Consider the following 21,305-nt stretch of genomic DNA (forward strand, 5'->3'; position numbering starts at 1 on the left):
GCATAGATGTTGTACTGAATTTTTAAACTTAATGATGGTAATATAAATCTTTACTTTTTTTTAAGTTAGAACTATTTAAAAAGGTTTTGCTTTTTTATAATTATGGATAAATTAAAAAGAGATTGACAGATTTTTTCTATTTTATAAAAGGGTAAAATGGAAGATGTAACTTATTTAAAGGATTATAAGTGTTAAGTTTTAAGAGGTGCTTTTTCCATGCTGAAATTAAAAAAAAAATTAAAATTGGGAATCGCCACACTGTTTAAGTGTTAAAATTTGGTATGTAACTTCCTTTAGAATATTTAAGAATTAGTAAGCATTTAATAAGTCTACGTGACATTTTCAAATTATATTCACTTAGCTTGTGTTTAATAAGTTAAGTGAAGGTGATTCTATCAAGAAACAAATGTTATTGGCATATTAAATGAGAATTTATCTTTATTTTTTTATTAAAAAAAGGACTAAGTGTAATTACTTAAAATTTTTTAAGTGATTATCAATTCACGTTTTTTCATACATATATCAGTTATTAACAAAAATAAAAAATAATGAAACAGTTTCTTCTATTGTTTGTCTTTTTACTTGCTGAATGTCATACCTATTCACAGGTGAATCTTCCAGCAGACTATCTTTCAAAAGAATTTCATAAAGGCCGCCGCGAAGCTTTTAGAGCATTAATGCCCGCAAATTCGGCGGCTGTAGTCTTTTCGTACCCAAAAAGAATTTTTTCAAAAGGAGTCTCGTACAGTTACCATCAAAATCCTGACCTGTATTATTTAACTGGCTATAAAGAACCTGATGCAGTTTTACTTATCTTCAAAGAAATGCAGGGTACGGGAGAGACTTATAACGAAGTTTTATTTGTAAGGGAAAGAAATGCTTTAAGTGAAACTTGGTCAGGAAGGAGGCTGGGTGTTGAGGGAGCAAAATCTAAATTAGGTTTTACAACAGCATTCAATGGAAAAGATTTTAAAGATTTCGAAGTCAATTTCAAAAAATTTGATAAACTTATTTATGATAAAATGCCAACAGTTGAAATTAGCAGCAACGGTGATGATCTATACTCATTATTGGAGTATTTTAAAGCGAAGGCGGAAATTGCAAAAGAAAATGATGCTTCGATAGATTTATTTACTGATATTACAAACTCACTGCGCGAAATAAAAACTCCTGAAGAAATTGAGTTAATGCGTAAAACGGTTAAACTTTCATGCATTGCCCACAATGAAGTTATGAAAGCTGTTGGACCTGATATGAGCGAAAATGAAGCTGATGGAATTCATAGTTATATTCACAGATTTTATGGTGCTGAAGACGAGGGTTATCCACCAATCGTTGGAGCCGGTGCAAATAGCTGTATTTTACATTATGGAGAAAATAATAGTACTAAAATTGACAATCAGTTATTGTTGATGGATGTAGGTGCTGAATATCACGGTTATTCAGCGGATGTTACCAGAACGGTTCCTGCTAATGGAAAATTCACTGAAGAGCAAAAAGCTATTTATCAATTAGTATTTGAGGCTCAGGAAGAGATTTTTAAAATTTGCAAAGAAGGAACGCCAATTCAAGAATTAAATTTAAAATCTAAAGAAGTTATTGCAGCCGGATTAATCAAATTGGGTATCATCGTAACTCCTAGCGATGTTGATATTTATTATCCGCATGGCTGTTCACATTTTTTAGGTTTAGATGTTCACGATAAAGGTAATTATAAGAGCAAACTTAAAGAAAATATGGTTATCACTGTTGAGCCAGGAATCTATATTCCTGCAAACAGCAAATGTGATAAAAAATGGTGGAATATTGGCGTTCGTATAGAAGATGATATTCTGATAAGAAAAGATTCTTATGAGAATTTATCCTTGGAATCCCCAAGAAAATGGGAAGAGATTGAAGCTCTGGCCAAACAAAAAAGCAAGTTAAACGAAATGAAATTTCCAAAAATATAATTTTTGAAATTTAAAGTGTGAATATGACATATCTAATTTCTAATGCACATTGTGTAAAACAAGAATTGTTGTACTTATTAAAAAAAAATCAGAATTATTCTATTAAGAGTTTTTTAAAGATATGATTAGATTCTTTTTGCACTGTATTTGAACAGGAGTTCTATATTTCTTTAGGATATTCGAATTGATAGTATCTTAAAATCAACCTCATTATAAAATATTTTTCAGATTATGAAGAAGAAAGTATTTGTATTTTCTATTATTTGTTCCTGTAGTTTTGCACAGCAAAAAATAGCACCAACTGGATTAGTAACATCAAAAGCTATGGTAGTTTCTGCACGAGCTGAAGCATCAAAAATTGGATCTGAGATCATGAAAAAGGGCGGGAATGCATTTGATGCAATGGTTGCCACAGAATTAGCTTTGGCGGTAGCATATCCATTCGCAGGAAATATTGGTGGCGGTGGATTCATGGTTTACCGAAAATCAAATGGCGAAGTTGGATCTTTAGATTATCGTGAAAAAGCACCTCTCGCAGCGACCAAAAAAATGTTTTTGGATAAAGATGGAAATGTAGTTACAGGAAAAAGTACAGAAACTGCTTTAGCAATAGGAGTTCCAGGAACAATTGCCGGCGTTTTTGCTGTTCATGAAAAACTAGGTTCTCTGCCAATGTCCGAAATTTTAAAACCTGTTATTGCACTTGCGGAAACGGGTGTAATTGTTACTCAAAAACAGCAAAAGCAACTTGAGATTTACCATGATGCCATTGTAAAAGTAAATGGTCCCAAAACGCTGATGGCTGGAAAGTTTAAAGAAAATGATATAATAAAATATCCAGCACTAGCCAGTACTTTAAAACGAATTTTAACAAATGGAAAAGATGAATTCTATAAAGGAGAAACTGCAAAAATATTAGTCAACTATCTTCAAAAAAAAGGGGGGATAATGTCGCTTGAAGATTTAGCAAATTATGAAGCTAAATGGAGAAAACCTTTACAGTTTGATTATAAAGATTTAAAAATTACTTCTATGGCACCGCCAAGTAGTGGAGGAATTTGTTTAGCTCAAATAATGAAAATGATTGAGCCATTTAATTTAGCGGATATGGGACATAATTCAGAGCAGTCAATTCAAGTAATTGTCGAAGCAGAACGAAGAGCCTATGCCGATAGAAGTCAGTTTTTAGGAGATCCGGATTTTGTAAAAATTCCAATTAAGGCATTAACGTCTGATTCCTATTTAAGCTCAAGAATGTCAAATTTTAATATTGATAAAGCCTGTTTGTCATCTGAAATAAGGGAAGGAAAAATCACCTATAATGAAAGTATGGAAACAACTCATTATTCTATTGTGGACAGCCAGGGAAATGCAGTTGCTGCCACCACCACAATAAATGATGGCTTTGGATCGAAGTATTATTGTGATGAATTGGGTTTCTTTTTAAATAATGAAATGGATGACTTTAGCGCCAAGCCAGGATCACCTAATATGTTTGGATTGGTAGGAAATGAAGCAAACAGCATTGCGCCTGGAAAACGAATGCTTAGCTCAATGACACCAACTATTGTGGAAAAAAACGGAAAATTATTTATGGTTGTTGGATCTCCTGGAGGGTCCACCATAATAACTTCGGTATTGCAGGCTATTTTAAATGTTTACGAGTATAATTTGAGTATGCAGGAAGCTGTAAACGCGCCGCGTTTTCATCATCAATGGCTGCCTGATTTAATCACTTTTGAACCCGATGCATTTGATAATATTACTATAGGAAATTTAAAAGCAAAAGGATATTTAATAAATGAAAGAACGACACCAGTGATTGGTAAATTAGACTGTATTTTAGTATTACCAGATAATAGTCTTGAGGGAGGTGCTGATTTTCGTGGTGATGACAAAGCTGCCGGATTTTAAAATCAGAACGATTGTGGTAGTTAATCTTTTTTATATAAAGATAAGGTTGTCTATCTTAAAGGGTATTCAGAAAGTAGAATAAAGGATGCACAACTTAAATATTTTAAAAAAAATGTTGATATTTTATAACTAGATGTGAGAATTTGATATGGAGTCCAAGTTAAGAAGGAATTATAAATTTTTATAGTATTAAATGATTATCATAAAATTAGGATTAGATTTTCTACTAATATGTAAGTACGTTAGATTATGAAAGAGATTATGTCTCACAAGTAAAAAAAACTTGGAATATCATTTGCATTCTGAATCAGATTGAGTCAAATACACATTATGAAAATATTCAAATTAGAAAACCATACAAAAATAGAGACAGGATTTAAAACTCCTGAGAACTACTTTGAAAATTTTACTGCTCATTTTTTGCAAAATTTGCCAAAAGAAGAAATGTCAAAAGAAGTTATAGCAATTTATATTTTAAAAAAAGAATAATTGTTATGGCAGTTCGAGCAGTTTTAATGCTTGTCATATTATCTGGCGAGAAGATATCAGGAATTAAGAATATGAGGTTTTCCTAAAAATGGGTATTTAGAGTTGAATCCGGAATGAGAAAGAATTAATCAACTTGAAAAAGTAAATGAAGAAGAGTTAGGATGTGACATCTTAAAAGAGGTATTAAGTATCTTTTACAATGGAGATTGATGATTCATCTTTTCATAAAAGAATATGAAAAATTATGTTCGATCGAAAAAATGTGCAACATTTTAGAAACAGGCAGCAGCATTTAGTTTGAATGGAAAATGAAGGTTGTATCAGAAAGGCAAAACGTTTTATTTTAGCAAATTAAGTCCTCTATATTTTATTCTAAACAGCGTAGGATGCCCTAGGATTACCGTAGAGTTGTGAATTATAGGGAGTCTAATATCCTTTTAAAGTTAGTCAAATACATGAAATAATTTGTTGCGTAAAGCAAATTTTGTTTAAAAAAATAAAGTTCTACCAATTCAATACTTAATCATTTAGTTGTTCCACATAGTATAAAAAGACAGTTTATATTAAAAGAACCCACTAAGTAGAGTATCAAGTATAACCGATATTAAAGCAAAGGACAGATTTTTATATCTAACAATATTTAGTTTTTTTTTTGGTTTGTATATGCAAAGAAAATCTAATTCTAAGTTTTTTTTAAAAAATACACTAAAACTATGATTATGTTCTTAACAAAAACTTGTTACTATTTTTTTTAATCAATCCTGAAATATAAAAGTTCTTAGTTAACCCACATGATAACAAACATTCAAAGATGGCTCTTTATGAGCCTTTTAGCAACCAGTTCGCTTGCTTTCAATAGTTGTGAAGATAATGATGAAAAAGCCAACTACATCCTCAGCCTTGATGCGACAAATTTGCCTCCCGGAAATAAACCCATGACGATGTTCGAGGATACGGAAGATCCTTCCAGAATGTACGATAAGAAAGACCGGTGGTTTAGGGTAAATCAACCATTTCAGGTAATACAGAAAGGGAAAGATTCTGTTCAAATCTCTCTTTATTCCCCTGTTGGCCTTTCTAATGTTAAGATATATGCAAAGCTCACCAATTATGATAAAAGGTTTTTAATTTACAGTTTTGTAAATTTACCAGCATTCCATCGCTCCTTTCATCAAATTCCTATGATCAGTGGGAAAAACGATTATATGCTGGAAAATGGGAATGCTGTTACTGTTGATAAAATCAACGGTTTTTCTGCTGGTGCAATAGAATTTTCAGTTGAATCCACTGATCCTCTATTTGCAAAATTCAAAAAAATAAAGTCTTCGCAGTTGGTTCAGTTTCATGATGGTTATCATTTGAACGAATATGGAAAATACCTGCCAATGAATCCTGCCCTGGCAAAAGAAGCAATAACCATGATCATCAATTATTCATATGCATTAAGTCATCCTGTTTACTATGAAGCTTTTGTAAATTTTGATATATATAAGCAAGAGCAGGCATTACTGGGGGGAACTGCTGTAAACGGAGCAGTTAACTGGCACGGAAATAATGATGACATTAATGGAGTCTATGATTATTTTACAAAAGCCGAAATAGAAAAAATATACCAGAATTATTTGGATGGCCGTACGCTATATATGGCAATGGTTGGAGGTGGTTCTGCCTGGGGTGGTAATGAGTTGGCATCTCAATGGGAATCAGACTATGTAGCGGGGCATTGGAAAGGCGAAATGTCGACCTGGTCACACGAGTATTCCCACCACAGTGGGTTTGGCCACAGCAGTAATCTTTGTAATGGTAGTGAAGGGGGTGGACAGCAGGAAATGCTAACCCATTTTTACAAATATTTGATCTATTTAAATGATCTGCCTTTCACAGATCCTGAAATTTTAAAAACCTGGAAAAAAAACACTTACCTCTCAAATTCCTACGAGAAGCCTGTTTTTGCTATAGACCCCAAAAATCCGTTTTTACTAAAATATAAGGGAGAAGGGAAATGGAATTAATAAATAAAATCAAGATGAATAGACTACTTTTTTTTTGTTGTTACTTTGGTTTTTAACAGGCATGAGGCCTAATGAGTTATAGTTTTTCTTTAGTGCAAATACTATTATTAATCATTTTAAAAAAAATATTTATTTACCCAACCAATAAAGTAAACCTATAAAAATGGAAGAAAGCAAACCAGGAAAATTTAAAAGAGAACTCGGATTACTGGACGGAACAATGCTTGTTGTAGGATCAATGATTGGATCAGGGATATTTATTGTAAGTGCCGATATAGCGAGACAAGTGGGGGCAGCAGGATGGCTTATATTGATATGGGTTGTTTCAGGATTAATTACTATGATAGCTGCCTTGAGTTACAGTGAATTGAGTTCGATGTTTCCTAATGCCGGTGGGCAATATGTTTATTTAAAAGAAGCTTATAATAAGCTAATCGCCTTCTTGTATGGTTGGAGTTTTTTTGCAGTAATTCAAACTGGGACTATTGCTGCTGTTGGTGTAGGATTCTCCAAATTTGCGGCCTATTTGTATTCGCCTTTGAGTGACGAAAATGTTTTGTATGAGTTGGGGGCTTTTAAATTAAATGCAGCCCAGATCGTTTCTATAGTCACAATTATTCTGCTGACCTATGTCAATAGCCGTGGGGTGAAGAACAGCAAAATTCTTCAAACTGTTTTAACTATAATTAAAATTTTATCCTTGTTTGGATTGATTATCTTCGGATTTATATTAGCTGCTGAAGCTGATGTTTGGAATGCCAATTGGTCTAATGCTTGGACTTCAAGAGCTTTTGATAGTCAAAGCGGTTCTTGGATCCCTATTGGTGGAACTGCTTTATTAACAGGTATATCAGCGGCAATGGTTGGTTCTCTGTTTTCAAGTGATGCCTGGGTTGGAGTTACCTTTATTGCAGGTGAAATTAAGAATCCAAAACGTAATGTAGGATTGAGCCTTTTTTTTGGAACATTGATTGTAACTGTTATTTATATATTTGCAAACCTGATGTATCTGGCTGTTATCCCTTTTCAGGAAATTGCCACAGCGAAGTCTGATCGCGTTGCTGTAGTTGCTTCCCAATATACTTTTGGAGATATGGGAACGATTATCATTGCGTTGATGATTATGATTTCGACTTTTGCCTGTAATAATGGATTGATTATGGCAGGAGCAAGAGTGTATTATTCGATGGCAAAAGACGGATTGTTTTTGAAGAAAGCAGCAGAGATTAATAAAGAAGGTGTGCCGGAATGGGCTTTGTGGATTCAATGTTTTTGGGCATCGGCATTGTGTTTGACAGGAAAGTATGGTGACTTATTGGATTTTGTCATTATTATTGTGTTGATTTTTTATATACTTACGATTTACGGAATTTTTATATTAACAAAGAAAATGCCGGAAGCAGCGAGACCTTACAAAGCTTTTGGATATCCATTATTACCGCTTGTATATATCGTCGTGGCAGTTGCAATTTGTGCTGGATTATTGTTGACTAAGTTTTCTACCTGTGGATGGGGAGTGTTGATAATGTTTACGGGAATACCTGTTTATTTTTTGACAAAACAAAAAGAATAATATTTAGATTTCAGAAAGAAGTTTGCAGATTTCAGTTTAAAAAATGTAAAAAATCCGTTAGAAAGCGGGTTTTTCTAGTGTAGTATGCACTATTTAATTTTTATAAAAAGGGGTCTGTAATACTAACTCTTCATTAAAAAGAAGGTTCCATGGATCGGTTCTACTCCTATGTAAAGAATTTTTGCATTGGCAATGTTTAATGCTTTTTTTATATTTCGTTTTTCTGCACACGCTTTTTGAATCCTTTGTGTTTGCCATTTGTTCAAAGTAAGGTAAAAATTTATTCAATGGATATCACATCCGGAAATTTAGTGTGGCTGAACGAGATGCTAACAGCCATTTGTATTTAAATATTTCTGATATCCGTGTTAATGCGAAAAGTTCACTGCAAACTTCAATCGAATCAATAAGAATAATTAAAATTAATAAAGTTTCAGCCACCGAGCAGAATTATTTTTTTTTTAGGAGAGCTCATTAGAAAGAAGTGCTTGTAATATGAAACAACTTATTACAAGCACTTTTTTTATTTTCAAGGCGGGGAATCTTTTCACTCGAATCTGTTTTTTTACTGCCTTTAATGAAAAGATAAAGCATTGATCTCTTTCGTGAAAGTTGTTTGTTTTCATTTTTAAAGTATCACCTTCAAATTCTTCTTCTCCTCTTTTAATTTTTTCTCAAGCTCATGAGTTTTTTTGTTAAGGACATAGTTTTAAATTGTTTTTTCAAGGAAACTTCCCGTATCAAATTCTTGGTAATCTTGTACCAGTTATAAAGAAAAGCGTTTTTCAAGTTCTTGGTAAGCTGAAGATATTTCTCTTTTATGACTTAATTTGACTGCTTTATCTTTAAAAATGCGGTCGTAATTTTTACGATTTTATTTCGTGGTTAAATTAAGATTTTGCCTTAACCAGACCATACGTATTTAGCACTTCTATTGAATTGAATACAATAACTTTTAGTTGAAAAGGGCTTGACTTTTCTCTCTACTTTTTGATTGCACATCTATTTTTTGTAGCTGGTATCTCATTATTATTTAATAGTCTTATTTTTTATCCGATGATTTAACAAAAAAAAGGGCATCTCTGATGAGATGCCCGGCACTAAACAAAATACAAACTAACATTGAAATCTAAAATAAATACGTAATCATTTTAAACGGAATTTCTGTTGCACCTGTAATAGTCAAAGATTGATAAGTGTAGGGGGTTCCTTTAGGATTTTTAGTGATATAAAACCCCCTCATAAATTCATCATCTAAAGCTTTTATCATGGCATTGTCGCCAGTAGGTGCATCTATTGTGGGAGCTGTATCTGTTAAGTTGTCTATTTTAGTTTGCTTCCAAGTGGATGAATGAAGCGTAATTATTGTACTTGACTCATCAATAGTGTAAGTGAAATAATGGAATATTCGACGTCTTACGGTTTTTCCGTCTGTTTCTCCTAATTTATATTCAATGTAGTTTCCCTTATCAGTATTAAAATTGAATTGGATTCTATGAACCATTAATTTCGTATCAGATTCAATCTGTTTTACTATATTAAGAAACAGCTCAGAATTTTCAGCTTCTTTCTTAGTGTGACTGTAAAGATAAGCAAAAAGTTGATTTTGATTATTCATAACCAGTTTATAATCATCTGTCAGGACCTGTGTACTAGTATAAGTGCCCTTGATTATAGCTGTTACTCCTCCAGCACCTGTTGCTGTAAAATTACTATCGGTTGCATTGTAGACAAAATCAGTTAATTTCTGACCCGCCACTTCTACAGCTGGGCTAACTACAATTCCTGTTGGTGTATATCCTACTCCAAAACCAAGAACCTCAGAAGAGCCTGCTTCTAATGAACGGCAATTTGCATAACGAGTAGCTTTATCAAAAGAAAATTCATACTTTTTAATTTCTGTACCATCATTTGTTTGGATAGACCAAACAAAATTGCTTTTATTAAGAATTTGTTCTATTTCCAAATTTTTTGGTAAATCAACCCAATCTTGTGCTGTTGCTTTTACAAAACGAACCTCTCTAACCAATCTGTTACTTTTAAAAATGAGATCTCCATTTTCCTGACCAAAATACAAGAATTGAAAATCACCTAAATAACCTTTTCCTTTTAATGAGCTTTTAGGAGTTTTACTGGCATCTGATAAAAGGTGAATTCTATTTGCAGAATCAAACAATAAACTTACAGAGCTCCCTAGTACCAAATCATAAGTGCTTGTATAGATGTTGGTATCAGTATCAAAATCTGATGCCATTTCTACTTTATTATCTGGTAAAAATTTAAATAAATGCGTAAAACCTCCCAATTGCGTATCATCTGTAAAGTAGACTGCTTTCCACCCAAATTCTGAAGAAAGTAAAAGGTCATTTAGTTCTTTTTTTTGTGCATTTAATCGCTCTGTAGGTGTTTGATTAAACGATTGTTCAGCATCAGTATTATTCGAGCATGAACCTGTATATAATGCCAAGAGTGTAAGTAGTATGTACTTAAATGTGTTTTTTGTTTTCATAATATTTATAAATTAAATTAGATTAAATTAAATAGTCACTCAATTAATTAGTAAGTACCGAGGTTGTGTTGCGAGAAACTTCATCCCTTAAGGCATACAAATCGATGTTAAATGACTCTTTATAATACTGTACAACTATTGCCTCTTTTTGTTTCAATTTTTCCACTCCTTTAGTATCGGTAATCCCTGCAAGTATAGCTGCATACTCCGCTTTTGAATTTTTTAAAAGAGCTGAAGCTGTTTCTGCAAAGTCTTCCATAACGTTACTTCTGGCATAACTGCTAACAAAGCCTAAATTTCTGGAATTAGCTTCAGTGTAATTGTTCCAACTTGCTGTATAATCTCCAGGCGTAATTTTTTGCCAGGCTTTTTCATCAAAGGGTTTATTTTGATTTAAAATATGTGTATATTCATGTAGAACAGTACCCACAAAACGCAGAAGTTTAGTACGATTTTTTAAATCTAAATTGTTAACTTCAAAAAACGTTATTTTTTGCCCAGATTCTGCGAGACCTAAAGTATTTGTTCCATTTGAGTTAGAATTTATTCCACCCACTAAAACAATTTCTCTTGGAGCCACTTTCTTTACAAAATCAAAGCCACCAATTGTATTATAGCTATCGATCCAAATTTTCTTTGCAGCCTCCAAAGCAGGTTGTACTTTATCAATCTTTGGAGGGAATAAAAATCTATCGATCTCGACCGAGTTTTGGTTCCATCTGTATTGTGCATTTATATTATAAGGATTTATGTAATTTTCGTCAATCCAATTATCTAAAGTTGTTTTTTGAGTTTGAGTATAATCTAACTGACTTTCTCCTACTGTATCTTCATGAGCACAGGATGCAAAAGATAAAATCCCTGCTACAAAAGCCATGGCTCTGTATTGTTGTAATATTTTCATAATAATTTAGAATTTTAATTAAAAAATTTATCTAGGATTTTTCTCTATACCGTAATTTGAGGCAGCAAGGGGAATTTGCAATGCTCTACGTTTATCATCTTTAACCAAAGTATTAACAGGTTTTCCAAAAGTTGCATGATTGACAACAATATTAAAACGTTTTACATCCAACCATCTTAATCCTTCATGAACAAAATCTCGTCTTCTGGCTTCCAAAATAGCTTTAATGTAAGAAGTCTGAATAGGTGTTATAGTATAAAAAGGTGTTAACTCATCAGTAATAACAGGATAAAAGTTTACAATTTTTGTCTCTGTTAGCTTATCTGTTTTTGCATCATACTGTTTAGTTCGAGTACTCAAAAAATACTCTAATTCTGTGTTTGCTTCTGTAATTCTTTCTTTCATAACAAGAGCTTCAATTCTATTTAAGTAAAACTCATCATTAGATAAAAGAACAATTCCGCAATAATATATACCAATTCCAGCACTGGCGTTTGTAGATTTAAAATATAAGTTGAACTTAGGTTGAAAGTATGTTTTACCTGCAGTATTACTAAGAGGCTTAAACAGCCATTCTTTATTATTAAATGGATTTGTAGACTTTGCAAAAAGCTCTTCTTTCTTAGTGTTTGATAAGTAAAAATTACTTTTAGAAATTGATTGGCTGATAGATGTGTTTGGAGATGCAATTAATAAGTTAGTAGTATAAGATGGCTTACCGTACTCAGTTATTTTTTCAGCTGTTGCTAAATTATCAAAAGTAACATAATCTCTCAACTTATCAACAGGTCTAGATCCTAAGCTTTCGGATACTTCAAGTACTTTATCCCAATCACCTTTTACTAAATAAAAACGGCTGGCAAAAGCTTTTGCTGCTTCTTTATTAAAATGAAATTTAGGCTCGCTGTAATCATTGGTAACTAATTTCAAACCTTCCTCTATGTCACTTTGAATAAAATCGAAAACTTCTTTTACAGTATTTCTTTTATATTTTTTAATCAATTCTGTTTCAGGAATTCTTAGGTACGGCACTCCTAAATCTGTATCGGCAGTGGCCGGATTATAGCGCTGTGACCAAAATGAAACCAGCATAAAGTGAGCATAAGCTCTCGCCATTAAAGCTTCTCCTTTTTGAGGATTAAGATTTGCCGGGTTGCCTAATCCTTCAATAGATTGCAAGGCTTGATTAGCATGTGCAATTGCTTTGTAACATTCATCCCAATATCTAGCTTCTGTATCTACGTTGGTTTGATCTTGCATTTCCCAATTATAACTTTGCTCATTTTTAATTGTTTTTAATTCTAATTGCCCGTCTGCAACGTTGTCAGACATTGTTTCTGCTAAATCCATATAAGATGCAGCAGGATAGGCATTCACTAATAACTCCTTAATTTTATCAGGTCTATCAATTTGGGTTCTATTATCAGGTACTTCAGAAAGAAAATCCTCGCAACTGCTGATGCCTAAAAGCACTAATAGAGATAAGGCTATTTTTATATTTTTCATGATCAAGTATTTAAAATGAAAGGTTTATTGCAAAAGTGTATTGGGTTGTAACAGGAAAAGCAACACCTCCTGTATTACGGAACTCTGGATCTTGTCCGTTTAACCTCTTATCAGAATAAATCAACCAAGGATTTACAGTAGAACCTTTAAGTGTAAAAGTGCTTAATCCTAAATTCTTTTTTAAATCTTTAGGAAACTCCCAACTTAATGAAACATTCTTTAACCTTACAAAATCACCATCCGCTGTTCTAACATCAGAATAGTTATATGCATTGTAAGCCTTAGATAACATCTCCTTGCCATAATTTTGAATCATTCTTTTGTCTGCAATTACAGGAACATTAGTAAATGCTTCGTCACCAGGATTGACCCAACGGTTTGTAAAATCTTTTGTAAATACATCCATATCATAATACTGACTATCATAAGCTTGGTTCAGACGAACCTTATTTCCTCCTGACCCTACAACAAAAACATATAAAGACCAGTCTTTGTAAGTAAATGTATTTGCTAAACCAATTGATTTATTTGGTTCGATTGAACCTTCATATTTCAAGTAATCAGTAACATTTTCTTTGTCTTGAAAATTGGCTCCAGTAATTAAATCCTCTTCACCCTCTTTTTGAACAAAAGTTGGTAAACCTTGATTATTCAAACCTGTAAATTGGTAAGAATAGATAGAATTTCTAGGGTGTCCTACTGCATTTCCTCCATTACCATTTATTAAGGAATAGACAGCAGGTTTGTTTTCTAACTTTGTAATTGTTTGGTCGTAAACTGACAAGTTTAATGTCGTCGACCATTTAAAATTATTCCTTACAATATTTTGAGTTGTAAAACCAATCTCAAGACCTTTCGTTTCCATGTTGGCATTGTTACCTTGTTTATCTCTTTGTCCTCCAATTCCAGAAGTTGTAACATAATCAACTAAATCAAATGCTTTACGTCTGTAGATATCAGTTACAAATTGTATCCTATTGTTAAACATACCTATATCCAAACCTAAGTTAGTTTCAAATTGCTTTTCCCAAGTCAAATCACCATTTTGTAATTGATCAATAACGATACCTGTTTCTCTGTCAGTAAAAGCCAAACGGTCTATAATAGAACTTTTGTAAATTGCTAAAGAGTTTGTTGCCGGTCCTGCAGTCGCAGTAAGTCCGTAAGAACCTCTAATTGCCAAATTATTTATTGATTGTACATTTTGCATGAATTCCTCTTCAGACACATTCCATTTTCCACTGAAAGTGTAGGTTGGCAACCATCTGCCGGAATCACTATTTCCCTGTCTGTTTGATCCGTCATAACGACCTGTAACAGATCCTGTGTAACGACGATCATAGGTGTAGCCTGCTTTTCCGAAGAAACCTACTGTTCTTTCTCTTTCTGCCTTAAACCCATAATAAGAATCTCCTTCGTTTATTATTTTTTCTATAAATCTTGGATCAGTAAAAGCGGTAAGACCTTTGTCATACTGAATTCCAGCAGCGGTAAAGTTGTCACTATTTCTATCTAAAGAACGCATCTCAGTCCCGAAGAAACCTTCCACCTCATGCTTTTCCTGGAAAGTATTTCTATAATTGACACTATTTCGAACATTATAAGAAGTCAATTCGTCTGTGAATTTCCTCAAAAAACCTCCATTAGGTAATACTGAAATCTCCGGTGCGAGTGGATCATCGGGATCCTTATACAAGAATATATTAGCTTTTCTTACTATTGCATTTACACCTTCTACTCCGTATTCAGTGCCTGCTTTGTAAGCTTCTACGGCATTAGAGCTTTCATGAATTTTGTGTTCTCTGGATGTATTGGCATAACGGGCAGAACCTGTTAAATTATACGTTAAGTGTTTGTTGATTTTATATTCTAAATCCAATTGGAAACGAATATCTTTTACATCAATTTCTAATTTATTATTCTCTAACTCATTTACAATATTAAAAGGAGCCCAGTTGTTTCTGCTATATTCTAGATTTCCGGCATCATCATAAGGTCTAAGTGTTCTACTTGTATTTAAAGCATAATTGAATGGGTTGATGTCAAAATCTCTGGTAACAGTACCATAATATGTGTCTTCTTGACTTTCGTAACTTCCCGGAGCACCTTGTTTACGAACAGAAGCTAATGTAGATAAAGTAACATTTAATCTATCATTGATAAAAAATGTGCCTTTAATATTTGATGACAATTGTTTTGCGTTGTCAGCAATAGTCCATCCCGGATCTGTATAATAACCTAATGAAGCGTAGAATGTATTGTTTTTTCCACCTCCTGAGAAACTCAAAGAGTGTGTTTGTGTAATAGATGGTCTAAAGAGAACCTTAAACCAATCGGTATTAGCCAATTCGTACTTTCTTAAAAAGTTATTTCGGCTTACGGGATCATTATTTACTAAATAACTATCTGTTTCCGGAACATAAGTATTGATTGCTCTGCTTAAAATATTGTAAACTCCGCCTGATCTACCCTGCAAAGTTGATGGCACATCAAGAAATCCTTTTTGCTCCATTTCTTTTAGGATACTCATAGATTCTTTAGAATTTAGAATATCATATTGCGTGTAGCTTGGTACAGTTCTCATTGTATTTTCTACCGAGTAACTCACTTTTAAAGGAGAATCTCTACGACCTTGTTTTGTCGTTACGACAACAACCCCATTTAGCGATCTTGAACCATATATTGAAGTTGCCGATGCATCTTTAAGGATTTCAATACTTTGGATGTCATTTGCATTTAATCCAGCAACTGCCGAGCTCAGTAAAGTTTCGGAGTTTCCTGAAGCCAAATCTGCAAAAGAAATATTAATGATATCTTCTTGTACAACTCCATCAATAACCCATAATGGTTTTGTATCTCCAAAGATTGACGAGGATCCACGAACCGTAATTTTTGGAGCAGTACCAAAAGTTCCTGAAACATTCTGAACAGTTACCCCTGCCGCTTTTCCTTCAATCATTCTACTTACATCTACTACACCATCAACTTTTAATTCAGTACCAGAAATTTTACTGATTGCTCCTGTAAAAGTTCTTTTTGATGTTTTTTCGTAACCAGTTGTAACTACAACTTCTTTTAAGGATTGTCCCTCTTCGGTCAAGATAATTGTTGGTGAAGTATTATCGATACCAATTTCTTTAGATACAAAGCCTATATAAGAAATAACTAATTTATAACTATTTGAAGGTATTTCAATAGAAAAATTTCCATCCAAATCAGTCATTACAGTCACTTTTGTTCCTTTTGCCATTACCGTCGCACCTGGCAATGGAACTCCATTTACGTCTGTGACTTTACCTTTAATGACAGGATCTTGAAATGATTTTCCGATAGGTAAGTGATGTTGAGTGATGTTTGTAAAAGCATTGTTTACTTTTTGTTTTGGTCTAATGTTTATTAGTTTAATTAAATTGGAACGACTTACATTATTTGTTGACTTTTTTAATCCAGAGAGTTCAATTTTATAAAATTCTTTAAACAAATTGATGTTTCCGGTTTTAGTTTTAATTGTGCGTTGTGGTTTATCTGTAATATTTAGATTATTTGCCATCGCTGTACTTGAAAAAAGTATGAATAAAAGAAGCTGAAATAGCTTAATTTTTATACTTTTTCGGAGTATTATTTGTTTTATAGTTGGTTTTTTCATAGTTGGTTTTTGGTTAGTTAGAACTTGCGACTGTTTGAACAGGAAGAAGAGTTCTTTTACTTATAAAATTAATTAAGAAGTTTTTTTAGTGCTTTAGCACTAGTTTAATATCGGGTGTTTTGGCATAGGCAGTTTAATTAAGTTGTTATTTATATTAGCGAAAAAGTTTATATAGGTGTTTCTTTATTTTAGAACTAAAAAAGCACAATTAGGATAATTGGTTATATAAACAGAGTATTAGAGTGTAATTTCCACGTTCAATCACTTATTTTTTTAAATGCTTTTCAACTTGATAGTTTTTGTTTTCTTTACTAGTTTATTGAAAAACTTTTGTTGAGTTTGTCTACTTAATATTTATGAAAGCTTTTAAAATCAGGTACTTGAGTTTAGATGATTTCCCTGTGTAAAAGTAGATTCTTTGTTGAATTTTGTAAATTGGGATGTAGTTAACGGTCTGTTTGGTGTTTTAACGGTCAGTTTTCCGCTTTAACGTTGTTTTGGACTTGCGGCAAAAGGCGTGTAAATTATCTTAGACCTATGCAGCACTTTTGATTTTATAAATTTCCAGTTCCATTTCTTTAGGTGTTTTGTATCCCAAAGTAGGATGCTGCCTTTTTTAATTATGCGTCACTTTTATATATTCAAAGACTTCTAATTTGGCTCCTTCAATAGTTTTAAATTTATGCTGATGGATAAGTTCTACTTTGAAGGGCTTATAAAACTTTCAGTTACAGCATTATCGCAACAGTTAGCTTTTTTAGATTAAATTTTATTAAGTAGAGTATTTTTATTAATCAATTTCCAGAATTCTATTAAAGCATCTTGTATGCTCCTATCTGAGTAAAATAGTAAAGATTCTGTTGTTTCTTTTTTAGATATTGGCATTTTCCAAGCTAGAATAATAGTTTGTTTTGTATACATTCGTGTACTTAATGATCATTCTGTAGCCTGTCTGCCACATGAATCAATAATTATGGTGTGATATAACCAGCTGTATCAGTTATTATATAGGTTATGCCAGATGGCCAAACCTCATTAAGTGATTTAGGTCTAAAGTTTCTATTGGGATGATTTTTTCAAGCTGGATATAGATAATTAGAATCTGTGGTCTCTTTAAAACTTTTTTAGTTTTACTTATTGAGTTGTTGATAAGCATTAATTCACCTTTTTTTGATGTTCTTTAACCTTATTTTCTTTTGTTATTCGGCTATTCTAGGATTTTCGTACGTTTCTGATTAGATAAAACACTTCTTTTAGTTATTAGATCTGTAAATTTTCTATTTTCTACAGATCTATTAGAAGGACTATGACTGAACGATCTTAATCACTTGGGCTTACTTTTAAAAGTCTGCACATCTTTTCAACAGAAGATAAATATTTAAAACTGACTATAAATTTATAGATTCTCATCGCTCTTCGAAAAGATGTTTATGGTCTTTTTTTAGTATCTTAAACTCTAATTCTTTTTCTGTAAGGTTTTTTGCAACTGTTTTACTTCTATGGAATCTGTTTCTGTCTAAATATGAACAATTGGAACTGGATTAGTACACATTTTTTGAGATGATCTCCATTTATAAATAGATCTGCCGTGATACCGATTCATCTCTTAATTCTTTGATGTTTTCTAGCTCTTAACTTAGCTGTGCTAATGATTATTTGGGCTCAGTAGTGTAAACCCGTTTTTTTTTAATTCTAAGATGTTGATTTTATTTAAGCTGTCTTATAAATTTATGTTATTGTAAATCTAGTAACTCCAAAGCCTGTCGTGCGAGCTATATAGAAATAACAACATAAAAAATCTATAGCATAGGCTTTTATCAGTACTGTTCGATTTTTTCAGAACAATATTAATTAATATAAATCTACTGTTAAGTTTACGTTAACAAATAAAAATCAACCGTTAAAAGCCATCTAGTGACCGTTAAATACTTGTCAATTTGAAAATTTTAATGAATAATTTAGTTTTGTCGGAAAGTTTAAAAAAAATAGGGCTAATTGGTAAATTACTCATTTCATTAGGCAGTATATAACTTAGATTGAAAATACTGCAAAATGTTCAGAGGGCCTTAATTTTAGTATTATGTTAATCACAAAAATAAAGTGAGAAAAAAATTGCTGATTTGCTAATGAATTTAGACATCGTTAAACACTATTTAAAAGAAAACAGGCAGTTAGGTGTACGGTTGAAATCTTTACGGAGGTAATTTTAACAATGGGGATTATAGGTTTAATTCCAGTGGAGGAAGTTCTCTTCGGATTCGAATAATAACAATGCTAACGAAACGAAGGGGAGAAATAAAGGAATTGTAAAAAAAATATTCAATGGAACGTTTTTTTTAAAAATCATAGTAATAATGGGATTTTAAAACGCTCTATATCTTACAAACAAAATTAAACTTAATGAAAAAAATATTTGATGACACCCAAGTTGCATTTTCACTAAAAGGTGATGCCGAACTTAACAGGGCTTATTTTCTTTTTAAATTGATTGACAGTAAAGCGCTTGTTAGAATTGGAACGGTGTTAACGAATTTCGCTATTAAAGCACATCTTCCGGTTGAAGGATTGATTCGTGCCACTGTTTTTGATCATTTTTGCGGAGGAATAAATGAAAATGACTGTATAACTGCAGTTGATAAAATGTTTACAAAAGGCGTTTCATCTGTATTAGATTATTCAGTTGAAGGAAAAGAAGAAGAAGCTCAATTTGATGCAGCTTTAGAAATGACATTAAAAACAATTCAATTTGCTAAAGAACGTTTGGCAATTCCTTTTGCTGTTTTTAAACCAACAGGTTTAGGTCGTTTGGATTTATATGAAAAAGTGGGTCAAAAACAAACTTTATTTCCAGAAGAACAAACAGAATGGGATAGAGTAGTAGCTCGTTTTGATTTAGTATGTAATGAAGCGCACAAAAAAAATGTGGCCTTATTGATAGATGGGGAGGAAAGTTGGATGCAGGATGCGGCAGATGATTTGGTTACCGAAATGATGCGTAAATACAACAAGGAAAAAGTAATTGTATTTAATACGTTGCAAATGTACCGATGGGATCGTTTGAGTTACCTTAAAAAATTACATCATACAGCAAAAAATGAAGGTTTCTTTATTGGAATGAAACTAGTTCGTGGTGCATACATGGAAAAAGAGAACAAAAGAGCGGAAGATAAAAATTATGTTTCCCCTATTTGCATTTCTAAAGAAGCGACAGACGATAACTTTGATGCTGCTGTACACTATATGTTAAACCATTTGGATTCAATGTCGATTTTTGCAGGAACTCATAACGAAGAAAGTACGTATAGATTAATGGAGTTGATGGAACATAGAGCTATTGCCAAGAATGATAACCGAATTTGGTTTGGTCAGTTATTCGGTATGAGCGATAACATAAGTTATAACTTGTCAGAAAACGGGTATAATGTAGCTAAATACCTTCCTTTTGGCCCTGTGAAAGAAGTGATGCCTTATCTAATAAGACGTGCAGAAGAAAATACATCAGTTTCTGGTCAAACCAGCAGAGAACTTTCTTTATTAAAGACAGAGCGTAACAGACGTAAATTAGCCCCAATCTTAATCTGAATTTGTTCTTGCAAAATAATCATAACAAAAAAATGTTCCATTAAATCAATTATAAAATCTTATAAATAAAATCCAAATTGAAAAATATAATAAAGTTATTTGATGAGCATGTTTTGTTTTGGGAAAATCCAAAAATTATTAAAATAATCAGTTCTTTCTTAGTCTTGCTATTTATAAGTTGTGCAGTTTGCAGTTTTTTAGTTTATCATGAAGTAATTTCAATTGGACGGTTTAAAACTATTTTTAAACATAGGTTTTTTGCCATCGAGGTAGTCTTTACTGTTTTACTAATTTTTGAGTTGCTAAGTCTTATTTTTGTATTACCCAAATCGGTGTCGAGATCAGTAAGTAAGCAGTTTGATTTATTATCGATGATATTTTTAAGAGATGCATTTAAAGAATTTAGTCATTTAGAAAAAATTTTTTCATGGAGTGATTCCAGTGAAACTATTTTAAAGATTCTTGTTTATTCGTTTGGATCTCTAATCATTTTCACAATTATGGGATTCACTCGGAAAATTAGTAGTCAAACACAATTTTCAGAAATTTACAAAAATCAATATCAATTTGTCCGCATTAAAAAGCTAGTCGCATTATTTTTATTGTGTGTTTTTTATATTATTGGTTTTATAGATTTTGTAACGCTTGTTCAAACAGATGTTTTTTTACATTCATTTGATACTTTTTATACGGTGCTAATTTTTACAGACATAGTCATTGTTCTTGTTTCATTATGTTTCACTTTGAATTATTACAGGGTTTTCAGATATTCTGCATTTGTGCTATCTACTATTTTAATACGCATTTCTTTGTCTCTAGAACCTTATTATAATGTTGCATTAGCAGTGACGACAGCCTTATTTGTATTAATATTAACAATAGTTTATAATTATTGCCAAAAAGATTGTACCCACAAAGAATTAACAGCATAAGTATAATTTCAAGAGTACTAATAAAAACAATAAAAAAGAAAGCCCAATATCCACTATTAAAATACGCATTTTTAGTTGGTCGTAGTCATATAATTATTCATTGCACTTTTGTGTCACATTACAGTATATATAGAATTTAAGTTATTTAATTAAAAACATTATGCTAAAAGGATTTTTCAATGTACCTACAGCGGTAAACGAACCCGTAAAAGGATACGCACCTAATTCCCCTGAAAAAGCAGCTGTTTTATCAGCGTATAAAGAAATGTGGAATACTAAAATCGAC

General features: G+C 32.3%; 11 protein-coding genes and 1 pseudogene. 7 read left to right on the top strand and 5 right to left on the bottom strand.

The window, feature by feature from the left end; translation table 11 throughout:
• The first annotated feature begins 548 nt into the window (after positions 1 to 548).
• From B0E44_RS14900 to B0E44_RS14915, 5 genes are all read left to right on the top strand, one after another.
• Positions 549 to 1,952: an aminopeptidase P N-terminal domain-containing protein gene (locus tag B0E44_RS14900; protein ID WP_077376945.1), complete on the top strand. Its 1,404-nt coding sequence runs from the start codon at positions 549 to 551 to the stop codon at positions 1,950 to 1,952.
• Positions 1,953 to 2,183: 231 nt separating this feature from the next.
• On the top strand, positions 2,184 to 3,866 hold the full coding sequence (gene ggt / locus B0E44_RS14905; RefSeq protein WP_077376948.1) for a gamma-glutamyltransferase: 1,683 nt from the start codon (positions 2,184 to 2,186) through the stop codon (positions 3,864 to 3,866).
• Positions 3,867 to 4,196: 330 nt separating this feature from the next.
• Positions 4,197 to 4,355 carry a hypothetical protein gene (locus B0E44_RS18875; RefSeq protein WP_165688815.1) on the top strand — a complete coding sequence of 53 codons (159 nt, stop codon included), beginning with the start codon at positions 4,197 to 4,199 and terminating at the stop codon, positions 4,353 to 4,355.
• Between the two features lie 821 nt (positions 4,356 to 5,176).
• Positions 5,177 to 6,367 (top strand): hypothetical protein, encoded by a 1,191-nt coding sequence (locus tag B0E44_RS14910; protein ID WP_124019347.1) that lies wholly within the window; start codon positions 5,177 to 5,179, stop codon positions 6,365 to 6,367.
• 163 nt (positions 6,368 to 6,530) lie between these two features.
• Positions 6,531 to 7,940: an APC family permease gene (locus B0E44_RS14915; protein ID WP_077376954.1), complete on the top strand. Its 1,410-nt coding sequence runs from the start codon at positions 6,531 to 6,533 to the stop codon at positions 7,938 to 7,940.
• A gap of 1,129 nt (positions 7,941 to 9,069) precedes the next feature.
• On the opposite strand, the gene B0E44_RS14920 is transcribed toward B0E44_RS14915, so the two are convergent.
• The 5 genes and pseudogenes from B0E44_RS14920 to B0E44_RS19115 all read right to left on the bottom strand — a co-directional run.
• Complete coding sequence (locus B0E44_RS14920; RefSeq protein ID WP_077376957.1) at positions 9,070 to 10,449, bottom strand: DUF4302 domain-containing protein; 1,380 nt, start codon at positions 10,447 to 10,449, stop codon at positions 9,070 to 9,072.
• A gap of 43 nt (positions 10,450 to 10,492) precedes the next feature.
• A complete protein-coding gene (locus B0E44_RS14925) occupies positions 10,493 to 11,353 on the bottom strand; it encodes a putative zinc-binding metallopeptidase (RefSeq protein WP_077376960.1) in 861 nt (286 codons plus the stop codon).
• A 27-nt stretch (positions 11,354 to 11,380) separates the two neighbouring features.
• Complete coding sequence (locus B0E44_RS14930; RefSeq protein WP_077376963.1) at positions 11,381 to 12,859, bottom strand: RagB/SusD family nutrient uptake outer membrane protein; 1,479 nt, start codon at positions 12,857 to 12,859, stop codon at positions 11,381 to 11,383.
• Positions 12,860 to 12,869: 10 nt separating this feature from the next.
• Positions 12,870 to 16,505: a SusC/RagA family TonB-linked outer membrane protein gene (locus B0E44_RS14935; RefSeq protein WP_124019348.1), complete on the bottom strand. Its 3,636-nt coding sequence runs from the start codon at positions 16,503 to 16,505 to the stop codon at positions 12,870 to 12,872.
• A gap of 616 nt (positions 16,506 to 17,121) precedes the next feature.
• Positions 17,122 to 17,214: pseudogene (locus B0E44_RS19115) on the bottom strand (IS3 family transposase); the annotation flags it as partial.
• A gap of 1,691 nt (positions 17,215 to 18,905) precedes the next feature.
• Between B0E44_RS19115 and B0E44_RS14945 the strand changes: the two are divergent.
• Together B0E44_RS14945 and B0E44_RS14950 are read left to right on the top strand one after the other, a co-directional pair.
• Entirely contained in the window at positions 18,906 to 20,087 is a 1,182-nt protein-coding gene (locus B0E44_RS14945; protein ID WP_077376966.1) for a proline dehydrogenase family protein, read from the top strand.
• Positions 20,088 to 20,164: 77 nt separating this feature from the next.
• Positions 20,165 to 21,019 (top strand): hypothetical protein, encoded by an 855-nt coding sequence (locus B0E44_RS14950; protein WP_124019349.1) that lies wholly within the window; start codon positions 20,165 to 20,167, stop codon positions 21,017 to 21,019.
• Positions 21,020 to 21,305: the final 286 nt, after the last annotated feature.

The sequence above is a fragment of the Flavobacterium sp. A45 genome (assembly GCF_002001005.1).
In the GTDB taxonomy this organism is placed as follows: domain Bacteria; phylum Bacteroidota; class Bacteroidia; order Flavobacteriales; family Flavobacteriaceae; genus Flavobacterium.